This is a genomic window from Segatella oris (assembly GCF_900637655.1).
GTDB lineage: Bacteria > Bacteroidota > Bacteroidia > Bacteroidales > Bacteroidaceae > Prevotella > Prevotella oris.
On record NZ_LR134384.1, the window covers coordinates 2220353 to 2233497 of the forward strand.

A 13145-nucleotide genomic window follows, 5' to 3' on the forward strand; every position below is an offset into this window, starting at 1 on the left:
AGACAAAAACTAAAGGCCTTCGCAACACCAACGCGTCACTTTAATCATAATGGCCATGCCCGGCACCTCCTTCAACAGATAGTATTTCTTATTAGAACGTACCAATCGCCCGGTAAGTCCTTTCAACGGCCCATGCTTCACGAGTACCCTGTCGCCTTTTTTCAAATGGGCCTGTTCCTCACTGAGATACTTTCGCATCGTGAGTTCAGGATTACACATGGCCCGAAACTCAAACATCTGTACGGCAGGAATCTCATAATAGCTTTTGTTTTCACGGCTCTTTGTGACCACACTCATCTTGAATGTCGATGCCAAGACATATTTGCGGATTTCCTGTTCGTCCCTATCTTTCTTCAGAAAGATAAGATTACGCACGACAGGACGCAACACCCGCTTGACCTTATGGTTCTCATCTTCGATATCAACATACTCTTCAGGGATGAAAGTTTCAAGTCCTTTTTCATTGAAATAAGCCGCTACCGCTTTCTGCCGAACAGTGAAAAGCTTGATTGCATACCATGGAGTATGATCGCTCATAGCCGTTTCGGGCTTCATTTCTTTATTCGAAAGTTCTGTCGCTGTCACTTTTTCGTCCATCGTATGCAATCAGATTTAAGAGGATTAGAATTCACTTGTGAAGTGGAAACGAATGTTCTTGAAGTCTTGCTGGGCCATAGAAAGTACATAACCACTGTCAGCAAGGAACACATCGCGCCCCTCTGTATCCTTGGCCATATACTGATATTTACGCTTCTTGAAGTTGTCTAATTCGGTTTCATCATCGGCTTCCACCCAACAGGCCTTATGCAAATGCACAGGTTCCCAGCGACATTTGGCATTATATTCATGCTCCAAACGATACTGGATGACTTCAAACTGCAACTGACCGACAGTGCCTACAATCTTACGACCATTGAACTGATTGACAAACAACTGGGCTACGCCCTCGTCCATCAACTGTTCAAGCCCTTTCTGGAACTGCTTGCTCTTCATCGGATCATCATTTTCAATATATTTGAACAATAACGGAGAGAAGCTTGGAAGACCGCGGAAATGCAACTGTTCACCTTCAGTCAACGTGTCGCCTATCTTGAAAATCCCATTATCCGGAAGTCCGACAATATCGCCAGGATAGGCTTCATCAACCGTACTCTTACGTTGAGCCATGAACTGAGTAGGCGAAGAGAAACGGACTATCTTACCCTGACGCACATGCAGATAGGGCTGGTTGCGGACAAACTTGCCCGAACAGACCTTACAGAATGCAATACAACTGCGGTGATTGGGGTCGATATTGGCAGTAATCTTGAAAATAAAACCAGTGAATTTAGGTTCTGTAGGCTCAACCATTCGCTCTTCGGCCTTAGTTGGTTTAGGGCTTGGAGCAATATCAACGAAACAATTCAATAGTTCTTGTACACCGAAATTATTGAGTGCCGAACCAAAAAATACGGGAGCAACCTCAGCACTACGATAGGTTTCCTTATCGAATTCAGGATATACACCGTCTACCAATTCAAGGTCATCACGCAGCTGTTGTGCCTCACGTTCACCCACTTTTTCATCCAACTCGGCAGAAGCTATGTCTACAGCTGCCTTTTCTGTCACACGCTGTTTATTCGGTGTGAAGAGATTAAGCTGCTGTTCATAGATGTTATATACACCTTTGAAACGCTGTCCTTGACCTATTGGCCAGGATAACGGACGCACTTTTATCTGTAATTCTTCTTCAAGTTCATCAAGCAAATCAAACGGATCACGCCCTTCACGATCCATTTTGTTGATGAAAATAATAACAGGTGTATTGCGCATGCGACACACTTCCATCAATTTTCTGGTTTGCGCCTCTACACCTTTTGCACCATCCACGACAATGATTGCAGAGTCTACAGCTGTCAATGTGCGGTAAGTATCCTCGGCAAAATCCTGGTGTCCTGGAGTATCAAGAATGTTCACTTTGTAAGGTTCGCCTGTTTCTCCATCAGGAAGATAATCAAATTCCATGACAGAAGTAGACACAGAGATACCGCGTTGCTTCTCAATATCCATCCAGTCTGACGTGGCTGTCTTTCGGATTTTATTGTTCTTAACAGCCCCCGCCACCTGTATCTGCCCACCGAAGAGCAGGAATTTTTCTGTCAACGTAGTCTTACCGGCATCCGGATGAGAGATAATGGCGAAGGTTCGCCTTCTTTGTATTTCGTTCATATCAATTATTCTGAATTGTAGAGCAGCAGCCAGAATAGACTATAATCAATGTAATGCTGCCATGCACTTTTTCAAACTGTCGGTCCAATATGGTATTTTGATACCAAAGGTCTCCTTAATTTTCGTCTTGTCAAGTACCGAATAAGCAGGACGTGTGACTGGGCTGGGAAATTCATCACTATGACATGGCAGAATATCACAATTTGTATGACCCGCCAAACGAGTTATTTCTTTCGTAAAATCAAACCAAGAACAAACACCTTCGTTGCTGAAATGATAGATTCCCTCATTGCCATCGAACTTACGGTTTTCTATGATATCTAAAATAACATCAGCCAAGTCGCCCGCATAAGTAGGAGTTCCACACTGGTCGAAAACCACTTTTAATTGAGGTTTTACAGCTGTCAAACTTAACATGGTCTTGACAAAATTCTTTCCAAACTCAGAGTAAAGCCAGGCTGTTCTGATGATGATATGCTTCACACCTGTAGCTTGTATCTTCTGCTCGCCATGCAATTTGGTCAGCCCATAGACACCTGTCGGAGTGCCTTTCTGGTCTTCCTTGCACGGCGTATTATAGGGGTCGCCTCCAAAAACATAATCTGTACTGATATGAACTAACAAGCCGTCTACTTCTTTCATAGCCTTGGCGAGGTTCTCTGGAGCTGTTGCATTCAGTGTCTCAACAATCTCACCGGCGGTCTCTGCAGCATCTACGTTAGACCAAGCAGCACAGTTGATGATACACTTCACATCAAACTGCTTGACCATCTCTTGAATAGCATTGAGGTTTGTAATGTCTAACTTTTGATAACCTTCACAGACATCGGTGAAGATATAATGGTCGTGACTTGCTTTTGCAACCAATTGTATCTTGTTTCCCAACTGTCCGTTTGCACCCGTTACTAAAATATTCATACGCTTGACAATCTATATCATAAATTCGCAAGGCCTATTCCTCGCCGAAATCCAAGCCCTCGGTTTCGTCCTTTATATAATAATCACTCAAAAGACCGATAAAAGTTGTAATCTCCTTAATGGCATGTTCTGTGTCAGGAGAAATTTCCTTTTGCTGCATTCTCAACATCATAATGCCATAAAGTGCATCAAGACAGGTTTCTATCTCACTTATATTCTTGTCTCCCTTGTTGCGCAATTCAACGACGAAAGGCAACACCTTATAATATTCAGCATTATAAATAGGAAACTTATTGCTTTGTAAAAGGCGATTATGAAGGTCGACCATATCGCGGACAACAATAGCATTGATATTCAAATGCCCCACTTCGCGTTTACCTTCTTCATTCATCATACGAATTAAGTTGCCAAACCAATCGGCCTCTTCCTCCTTTTGTTCATCGGTATAATCCGTAAACTTACTGATATAAGCCTTTCGGATTAATGGAAGAGAACATCCCATCGCACGAATGACATCCTCCATCTGCCACATATAAAGCAGATATTCTGCAATAGATTTCTTTCTTAATTCTTTCGCTATGAACATATTGAAAAAATGCTATTTGTTGTTTTAAGAAGCCTACTTCAACGAAGCAAGTTCCGGGAGATGATACAAATTAAAGATCGTTCCGATAAGAGCTATCAATGAGAAAATAATGACTATGCTTCCTATTACCTTGTTAATAATGACTATTCCATTGTCATCAAACTTGGTTCGAATCTTGTCTACCAACCATGTCAGACCATACCACCAGAGCAATGCACCAAACAAAACACTCACATAACCTATGCACATTTCTACCTTATGGTCGGGAATTACAAAAGCAAACAGGGCAAAAAGCATCATGAAATAAGGCACTATCAGCAGATTACTAAATGTCACAGCAAAAGCAGTCAATGCATTATGCCATAAAGATCCACGGCCATTTCCACTACTCTTGTGTGCATTCTGCATGGGATTACTCCGATAACTGTAAATTCCAAACAGCAATATAAGCACACCACCGAATATCTGAAGATAGAACTTTGTATTGGGATTTTTGACAAAATCAATAACAAAGCTCATCCCTACGCCTGTTAATACAGCATATATCAAATCACTAAATGCCGCACCAACTCCAGTAACAAAGCCAAACCAACGACCTTTCTTAAGAGTACGGTTAATGCAAAGAATACCTACAGGCCCCATTGGAGCAGACGCAAGTACTCCTATTAAGATACCCTTGAATATGAGTTCCAGGATGTTTATCTGAAAAGGAAGTGCCACATTCATAACAGGGTACAAAGTTAAATAAAAAAAAGCAGATTGCAAAAGGCAATCTGCTTAAATATTAAAAAATTACAATTCCCAACCAACAGCACTGGCACCAAGCACTGCCGCACTCGATCCTTCAAGACCGCTGATAAGGAATTTCGCCTTATTCTTGAACACTGCTAAAACATGCTTATTATAGCTTTCAAGCAATGGTTTCATCAATAAATTACCGGCTTTTGTCAGTCCTCCAAAGAAAATGAAAGCTTCAGGACTTGAGAAAGCGGCAAAGTTTGCACAAGCTTCTCCAAGCATTTCGCCAGTAAACTCATACACACGATTGGCTAAAGCATCACCTTTTTCAGCAGCGATACTGACATCCAAGGAAGTAATATCATCGGCATTCATATCACGGAGCAATGAAGGCTCATCGCTTTTCGACAGGAATTCACGTGCCGTACGAGCTACACCTGTTGCTGAACAATAGGCTTCCAAGCAACCATTACGGCCACATCCACAAGAACGTCCATCTGTTGGACGCATGATTACATGCCCTAATTCACCGGCAAAACCATCACAACCGTAGACCATCTGACCATTGATAACAATTCCAGAGCCTACACCTGTACCCAAAGTGATAACGATAAAGTTCTTCATGCCACGTGCTACACCGTAAGTCATCTCACCAATTGCTGCTGCATTCGCATCATTAGTCAGCCCAACAGGAATTCCACCAAGGCGTTTACTGAACATATCTGCCAAAGGGACAATACCATTGCGTCCCCAAGAAAGATTTGGAGCAAATTCAATTGTGCCCGTATAATAATTGCCATTAGGGGCACCTATCCCCATCGCTTTAATGGTATCAATACCGCCAACCTGGTCAATAATGACTTTCAATGCCTCAACCGAAGCATCAACATAATCCTCGACATTATCATAACCTTGCGTTTTGATAGCAGTTGTAGCTTTAATTTCACCGCGTGAGTCAACAATTCCGAACACAGAATTGGTACCACCCAGGTCAAGACCTATTACATACGGTTTGATTGTTTCGTTTGCGTTCATGTTCTTCTTATTATATTGTTTATTATCTATTGTTAGCAGGTAAACTCTAAGCAAAGATATTATATTTCTTCGATTATTGCAAATTTTTCGATAAAAAACATTATTCAGAACTGAAGTCTGCCACAAGATGACGATACATGCTATACATACGAGTGCGCGACACATAGCCTTTCAAATGGCCATTCACATCTACTACCGGCAGATAATTACAATTAGCTTTCTCAAATTTATGCATCACATCAATCATCTTATCTTCCTTAACAAGAGTCGCAGGAACCGGAGTCATGATATCTTTCACCGTAAAGCGATTATACAATTCAGACCTGAACATGATGTGACGAATCTTGGTTATATCAATTTCTCCAAGTAAAATTCCGGCATTGTCAAGCACAGGAAGGAAACTCGTATGACTCTTGCTTATGGCATTTATCAACTTTCCAAGTGGCATATCCGGGGCTACAGAAGTAAACTGACGGTCGATAATACTATCTAAACTCATCAATGTAAGGATAGCTTGATCGGTATGATGTGTCAGCAACTTTCCCTCACGAGCCAATCGCATGCCATAAATACTATGCTGTTCGAAGATGTTAATGGTCAGATAAGCACTGATGCAAACTATCATCAGTGGGATAAACAGCTGATAACCTGCAGTAAGTTCCGCTATCAGGAATATCCCCGTAAGGGGTGCTTGCATCACTCCTGCCATCACTCCTGCCATACCCATGAGTGCAAAGTTCTTTTCGGGGGCATACACTCCAATCTGATAGATGTTCCATACACGGGCAAAGAAGAAACCTGAAAAACCTCCGATAAAAAGTGAAGGGGCAAAAGTTCCACCACAACCACCAGCCCCATTGGTTGCCGAAGTCGCGAAAACCTTTGTCAAGACCACTAATCCCACATACACAACCAGCAGATTACTGTGCCCATAGAACATTGAACCATTCATCACCTGCTCCCAATCGGCGATAGTTCTTCCGTTTAGAAAGACATTGACCATGCTATATCCCTCACCATAAAGCGAAGGAAAGAAGAATATCAACACACTAAGCATCAAGCCACCCACTATAAGTTTCAAATAAGGATGACGCTTCATGCCTGCAAACATATTTTCACATGCTGTCATTGTACGCATGAAATAAAGGCCGACAAACCCGCAGAAAATCCCTAATACAATATAGGGTGGAACACGCTGAATATCCCAAGCGCTATCCATATGATAGGTAAAGAGAGCTTCACTGCCTACAAAGATATAACTAAAGCATGTTGCCGTGACACTGGCAATCAATATTGGAAGCAATGATGCCATAGTCAAATCGAGCATCAATACTTCAAGTGTGAACACCAGACCCGCTATCGGAGCCTTGAAAATACCCGCAATGGCAGCAGAGGCACCACATCCAACCAACAGCATTGCAGTACGGGCATCCATTTTAAAAAGCTTAGCAAGGTTGCTTCCTATGGCAGAACCCGTGAGCACAATAGGTGCTTCAGCTCCCACCGAGCCGCCAAAACCAATGGTAATGCTGGATGCAATGACCGACGACCAACAGTTATGCGCCTTCAAGCGCGACCGTTTTGTGGCAATGGCATAAAGCACTCGTGTGATACCATGCGAGATATTGTCCTTGACAACATACTTTACAAACAGGGAGGTAAGATAGATACCTACAATAGGGAAAAGCAAGTAAAGCCAGTTAAAGGTCGTAGTATCGAAACCCGCTGTAAGCAGTTGCTGTATTTCTTTGATGATACTATGCAGCACAAAGCCCGCCACCGAAGCGAAGAAACCTATGACAAATGCAAGAATGAGCGTCATCTGTCGGTCTGACAGATGCTCCATTCTCCATTTTCTTAATTCTGAAATCTTCAAATCTACTGTATCTTTGGGGTGGAAAACTACTTCCTAATCACTGTCACCTCACCATTACGCCCCAGCTTGATGATAGAACTCGGCGTGTGAGGTTTATGTTCCTGTCGGCGACTCCAACATACATAATCAACAGCATTCAATATTTCTTCACTGATATCCTCATAGTTTGCAGCCGCCGGCTCACCACTAACGTTGGCACTTGTACTGACAATCGGTTTCTGAAAACGATAGCAAAGTTCCTTGCTGAAAGGTTCCGACGTGATGCGCATGGCTAAACTTCCGTCTTCAGCCACTAAGTTTTCAGCCACGTTCACGGCATCATCAAGAATCACAGTCGTAGGCTTTATGGCAGCGTCCAACAATTCCCAAGCCACATTGGGCACATTCCTGAAACAGCGTTGCAGGCGCGCATCCGAGTCAACAAGACAGATCAAAGCTTTCGAATCATCGCGTTTCTTAATAGCGTAAACTTTGGCCACAGCCTCCTTATTGGTAGCATCACAACCAATTCCCCACACAGTATCCGTCGGATAAAGTATCACACCACCTTTCCTCATACATTCAACTGCATTCCTGATATCTTCTTCTCTTGTCATATCCCAAGTGATTTTCTATCTGCAAAAATAATATTTCTTTTTATCTTCTCCTAAAAACAGCGACCTACTTTGTCAGCATTCGAAAGCTTTTACCACGCATACCATTCAAGAAATCGCGTGCATTCATGCGCTTCTTTCCTGCCATCTGCAACTCCAACACCTCCAACCAAGCATCGCCACACATCACATAAAGATGTCCTTTTTCAATCTTTATGCTCCCCGTTTCCCCGCTTCCTGTGGCTGAAGTCTTTGCAGTCTTGAAGATTTTAAGCACACTTTGCCGACCATTCTCTTCTAAATGCGTCCAAGTTCCTGGGTAAGGACTCAGTCCCCGCACGAAATCATAGACACGTTTTGCAGGCAAAGTCCAATCAATCTGACAAGTTTCCTTGAAGATTTTAGGAGCAATTTTCAGTTCATCCTCACTGAATTGTGAGAAATCTCCCTGCGAAATACTGTCGACATTCCCATTGTTCTTAAGCATCTTGTCGATAGTTTCAATGGCAATCTCAGCTCCCAAGTGCATCAACCCATCATAAACATATTCCACATCTGCCTCATCGGGAATGGCAAAATGCTTCTGCATGATAATCTTTCCTGTATCGATATCCTTGTCAAGAAAGAAAGTTGTAACGCCCGTCTCGGTCTCTCCATTGATAATCGCCCAGTTAATCGGTGCTGCACCACGGTATTGTGGCAACAGCGCGGCATGCACATTGAAGGTTCCAAAGCGTGGCATTGCCCACACAATCTCGGGTAAAATGCGGAAAGCCACCACCACCTGCAGGTCTGCTTCATAGCTGCGCAGCTCCTCAACAAATGCAGGATCTTTCATCTTTACAGGCTGCAACACGGGTATTCCCTGTGCCACAGCATACTGCTTCACCTGCGAAGGCTGCAATTGTTCCTGGTGTCTGCCAACCGGTTTGTCGGGTTGTGTAACCACAGCCACAACATTATATCCACCTTCTACAAGTCGCCGAAGAGATGCCACGGCAAACTCGGGGGTACCCATAAAGACTATTCTGAGCTCTTCCTTTTTCATTTCAAAAGATGTTTATACCGCAAAAGTAATAAAATTCTTCTGATAAACCATGCTATTGGGCGTTGATTTTTGGAGTTCAGAAACAAGCTTTTCAGGATATTCGAACGCAAAACTTCAACTGTAAAGACAGAAAAAGACCTTTGAACTTTATGACTATCAACCCTTTTCAAACGGGTTATATCATAAAACTCAAAGGTCTCAATCTATTCAGCTCATGAAGCGCGAACCGCTAAGTCCAAGCTTCCATGAAGTATATAAGCTTAACCAATCTCGATCTTGCGCTGCACTTTCTGCTCGTTCTTTACGACTTTCGGCAACTCTATTTCAAGCACACCATTCAGCACCTTGGCACTGATCTTCTCGCGATCTACATCTTCCGGCAGAATATAACTTTGCTGATAGTTGGAATAAGAGAACTCTCTACGAAGATAATGCTCCTTCTTATTCTCTTCCTTATGCTCCAACTTGTTCTCAATGGCAATCTCAAGATTACCGTCATCATCAATGTTCACGCGGCAGAACTCTTTCTTTATTCCCGGCACTGCAACTTCCATCACATAGGCATTCTCGGTGTCTTTGACGTTAACTGCAGGCGCAGTAGAATTCATTCTTGACAAAGCTGAATCGCTAAACAAATCATTAAATGCATTGTCCAACCAATTGTTACTTGTACGCATTACTGGAAACAACATATTAAATACCTCCTATTATATTTTAATTCTACATTTTTATCTTTGACCTCTCAGCCTTTCAGCTTTGAAATCCACTATCTAAAATGCAACTAACATGCCACGGCACAAACCATGACAGAATGGCTTAATTGTGAATTTATTTAATCGTTTTGCTGACAATATGCGCAAGATTGGCAGAATATATTAATATTTTTAAGGATTCCACTGTGTTGTCATCGCCTCACTTCGGCTATGAACCGTTTGAGAAGGTTGACGTCTTTCATGCCCGGCGCTGTTTCAAACCGCCTGTTTACCTCAATGCCAATGCACATCGGATGCTGAAACTTGCGCACCCGCTCTGCATCTTCCAACCCTATATTCCCATTCAACAAGAACGGCAGTTTGCCCGCATAGGTGTTGAGCAACGACCAATCAAACTTATTCTCTTCACTGTCATTATCCTCGCATTTGGCTGTAAAACGCAGCAAATCAGCATGCCCTTCGTAAGCCTTGCATTGCTCCAAATCAGCTGCAGAAGCCACACTTATCGTCTTGATAATCTTTATTCCCGCCCTGATATCAGGGTCGACACTCCGCCGAAGATTATCAATCATCACCGGACTTTCCGCTCCATCCAACTGCACATCGTCGAGATTATAGTTATAAATGCGTGTGATGATATTCTGTGGCATGTCATCCGAGAAGACACCCACACGCTTTATACGGTTCATATCATCGGTTTCCGTGAGCGTTCCGCATTGTTTCTGATAGCGATCTCTGCTGTAATCAGGAATAATTCCGGCCATACTCGAAATCATCTGCACATAGCGTGGCGAGTCGGTACAGAACACAAAGCCTATCATATCAATGTCTAAAGCCAGCAACTGCCTGATGTTTTCTTCATCACGCACCCCACAAACCTTTATCAGAAATCGTTTTTTATCACTCATATCGCATGGGGTTTGAGTTCATGAACAAATGCTTTCAAAGCCAATCCAGGGTCGTTCTGCCTCATCAGGCATTCACCTATCAGCACACCTTGATAGCCGACAGCATGCAACCTATCCGCAGTTTCGGCATCACAAATACCACCTCCACTCACCTTGCAAGTCTCACGTGGCAGCTTTTCAGCTAATCTGAAACTGGTTTCGACATCAGTAATCCATGTAGAAAGGTCGCGGTTACTGACACCCAAAACGTCTGGTTCAAGCGCTGCATAGTCTAAACTGCACTCATTGTGCACCGTCAACATCACTTCCAATCCCAACTGATGAGCCAATGCCAACAGGCGTCTGCACTCATCTTTCGACAGACCCTCCGCAATCAGAAGCACGGCAGAAGCTCCGCAAAAGCGTGCTTGAAGGAGCTGATAATCGTCAACAATGAAGTTACTATATAATATAGGTAGACTCACCCCGACAGCCCTTGCCTCCTGCACAAACTCATCGTAGCCTGCGAAATAGTCGATATCGGTCAATATGCTCAAGGCCGTAGCCCCATTCTTTTCATAATCCAACGGCACCGTTGAGGCCTTGGCATGCTCATTAATCCAACCTTTACCGGGCGACTTGCGCTTGAACTCAGCAACAACACCTATCTTGGAAGCTTGCAAAGCAGCCCGAAAACTATTGGGGAGCAAGCCATTCTTCTCCTCTTCATCTATCTTCTGGGCCACCAGAGCATAAAGCTGGCGCGGCGAAACAAACTGCTTGCGCTGGTCGGTCTCCATATGCTTGTGGGCGATAATTTCCTCTAATATATTCATTTTTCAATTTGTTTTATCTGAAATTCCTTGCAAAAGACACCACCTCCTGACAGCAGGAGTATCTTACAGACTGTGGCATCGTGAACCCTCGGCATTCTTTTTATCATGCCAGAGACAGCATATCACGGGGTAAACACCACCTATCAAATACGTTTACAAATATACATTGTTTTTTCATATCTGCCGACAAATTCAAGAAGAAAATAGGCATAAAATCAAAACCCGACAGAGTTCAACCGATTTTTCCCGCCATTATAAAGCAAGAGAAGTACGGATATACCGACCATTTGAGATTTCCTTGCAGCGTATCAAAAAAAAGAAAAACAAGGCATACATGAAGCTTTTACCACCCCATTGATGTCAATATATTTCATATAAGATTTGGAATCGCCTTCAAAAAACATTATCTTTGTGTCGGGGAGAGCAGCAAACAGTTCTCCCCTTTTCTGTATCTAATCCCTTCATCTCTTGGAAAATGCAGACAAACTCATATCAAATCATCTTGCAAAACCTATCGAATCACGGCCTAATCTGCGTCAGAACACCACGTAACTCAATAGAGAACACCTGACGATTTGATGCAAACAAGAAGCTGAAAGAATTGACATTGGCTTACAGTCAAAATCATATTGTAAAGTTATCTGAGTTTTTCCTTAAATAAACTTAATGGATTTCCTCATGTAAGAACAGTTCCTTTCATCCTCCCCTAAAGTCCTTTCTTGTAACAATCAGCACTGTCAGCCCATCATGGAAGACTCCACACAGCTGCAATTCTGCAAGGCAAAACAATTCAATCTGTTTTTTCAATCTCTGCACAATATAACCACATGTAAAACGTTTTTAGAGTAAAAGAACCATAATTAGAATGCCTATGAAGTATTTTACTCAAAAAGAAACCTTGCCATCTGAAAAGACCTTGCAGATTATCCGACAGATAGCCTACACCTATCGGGTGATTAAAGTGAACGGAAAAAACGAGGTATTCTGTCTGAACTAAGCTCTAAAAACACTCACAGATGAAAACATTAGTATCGCCATCACTGTTGGCAGCCGACTTTCTTCACCTGAAAGACGAAATCGAAATGATTAACAACAGCCAGGCAGATTGGCTGCATATGGACATCATGGATGGCGTATTCGTGCCCAACATCTCTTTCGGTTTTCCCGTTCTTGAGGCTGTAAGCAAGGTGTGTAAAAAGCCTTTGGATGTGCATTTCATGATTGTGCATCCCGAACAATACATTGAACAGACTGCCAAACTCGGTGCCATGATGATGAATGTGCACTATGAAACCTGTACGCATCTGCACCGAACCGTACAGCAAATCCATGCTGCCGGCATGAAAGCGGGTGTCACCTTGAACCCTTCAACGCCTGTAAGCATGCTCGAAGATATTATCTATGATGTCGACATGGTATTGCTGATGAGTGTCAATCCGGGCTTTGGCGGACAGAAATTCATCGAGAACACCATTCGCAAAGTGAAGCGTCTGCGCAAGATGATTGACGATGCAGGAACGCATACGCTTATCGAAATTGACGGTGGAGTGCAAGGCGAAACAGCGCCACGATTGGTGAAAGCCGGCGCAGATGTACTTGTCAGTGGAAGCTATGTGTTCAAAAGTGCTGACCCTCATGCGACCATTGAGGCCTTGAAAAAATTGGAATAAGCTTCTATAAGCATCTGTTTCAACAAACAAGAACCCT

14 protein-coding genes are annotated in these 13145 nt (G+C 43.0%); 2 read left to right on the forward strand and 12 right to left on the reverse strand.

Annotated elements, in window-relative coordinates:
* Positions 1-9: 9 nt before the first annotated feature.
* From EL210_RS09235 to EL210_RS09290, 12 genes are all read right to left on the reverse strand, one after another.
* A complete protein-coding gene (locus EL210_RS09235) occupies positions 10-597 on the reverse strand; it encodes a UpxY family transcription antiterminator (RefSeq protein ID WP_018919264.1) in 588 nt (195 codons plus the stop codon).
* A 24-nt stretch (positions 598-621) separates the two neighbouring features.
* Positions 622-2208, reverse strand: coding sequence for a peptide chain release factor 3 (locus EL210_RS09240; RefSeq protein WP_018919265.1), 1587 nt, complete (start codon positions 2206-2208; stop codon positions 622-624).
* Between the two features lie 45 nt (positions 2209-2253).
* On the reverse strand, positions 2254-3126 hold the full coding sequence (rfbD, locus tag EL210_RS09245; RefSeq protein WP_018919266.1) for a dTDP-4-dehydrorhamnose reductase: 873 nt from the start codon (positions 3124-3126) through the stop codon (positions 2254-2256).
* Positions 3127-3160: 34 nt separating this feature from the next.
* On the reverse strand, positions 3161-3712 hold the full coding sequence (locus EL210_RS09250) for a DUF4924 family protein (RefSeq protein WP_018919267.1): 552 nt from the start codon (positions 3710-3712) through the stop codon (positions 3161-3163).
* Between the two features lie 33 nt (positions 3713-3745).
* On the reverse strand, positions 3746-4438 hold the full coding sequence (locus EL210_RS09255; RefSeq protein ID WP_004372510.1) for a LysE family translocator: 693 nt from the start codon (positions 4436-4438) through the stop codon (positions 3746-3748).
* 66 nt (positions 4439-4504) lie between these two features.
* Positions 4505-5485 carry an ROK family protein gene (locus EL210_RS09260; protein WP_026285861.1) on the reverse strand — a complete coding sequence of 327 codons (981 nt, stop codon included), beginning with the start codon at positions 5483-5485 and terminating at the stop codon, positions 4505-4507.
* A 100-nt stretch (positions 5486-5585) separates the two neighbouring features.
* A complete protein-coding gene (locus tag EL210_RS09265; RefSeq protein ID WP_018919269.1) occupies positions 5586-7331 on the reverse strand; it encodes a chloride channel protein in 1746 nt (581 codons plus the stop codon).
* Between the two features lie 56 nt (positions 7332-7387).
* Positions 7388-7957, reverse strand: coding sequence for an L-threonylcarbamoyladenylate synthase (locus EL210_RS09270; RefSeq protein WP_018919270.1), 570 nt, complete (start codon positions 7955-7957; stop codon positions 7388-7390).
* A gap of 64 nt (positions 7958-8021) precedes the next feature.
* Complete coding sequence (fmt, locus tag EL210_RS09275) at positions 8022-9002, reverse strand: methionyl-tRNA formyltransferase (protein WP_018919271.1); 981 nt, start codon at positions 9000-9002, stop codon at positions 8022-8024.
* Between the two features lie 260 nt (positions 9003-9262).
* Positions 9263-9694: an Hsp20/alpha crystallin family protein gene (locus tag EL210_RS09280; RefSeq protein WP_025879471.1), complete on the reverse strand. Its 432-nt coding sequence runs from the start codon at positions 9692-9694 to the stop codon at positions 9263-9265.
* Positions 9695-9906: 212 nt separating this feature from the next.
* On the reverse strand, positions 9907-10623 hold the full coding sequence (locus EL210_RS09285; protein WP_018919273.1) for a phosphoribosylanthranilate isomerase: 717 nt from the start codon (positions 10621-10623) through the stop codon (positions 9907-9909).
* The gene (locus EL210_RS09290) at positions 10620-11438 is read right to left on the reverse strand and encodes an indole-3-glycerol phosphate synthase TrpC (RefSeq protein WP_018919274.1); all 819 of its coding nucleotides are present in this window, start codon (positions 11436-11438) and stop codon (positions 10620-10622) included. Before EL210_RS09290 ends, EL210_RS09285 begins: the two co-directional genes overlap by 4 nt.
* 871 nt (positions 11439-12309) lie before the next feature.
* Between EL210_RS09290 and EL210_RS13905 the strand changes: the two genes are divergently transcribed.
* Together EL210_RS13905 and rpe are read left to right on the forward strand one after the other, a co-directional pair.
* The gene (locus EL210_RS13905; protein ID WP_004372496.1) at positions 12310-12435 is read left to right on the forward strand and encodes a hypothetical protein; all 126 of its coding nucleotides are present in this window, start codon (positions 12310-12312) and stop codon (positions 12433-12435) included.
* A gap of 19 nt (positions 12436-12454) precedes the next feature.
* Positions 12455-13108, forward strand: coding sequence for a ribulose-phosphate 3-epimerase (rpe, locus tag EL210_RS09295; RefSeq protein ID WP_018919276.1), 654 nt, complete (start codon positions 12455-12457; stop codon positions 13106-13108).
* Positions 13109-13145 lie beyond the last annotated feature (37 nt).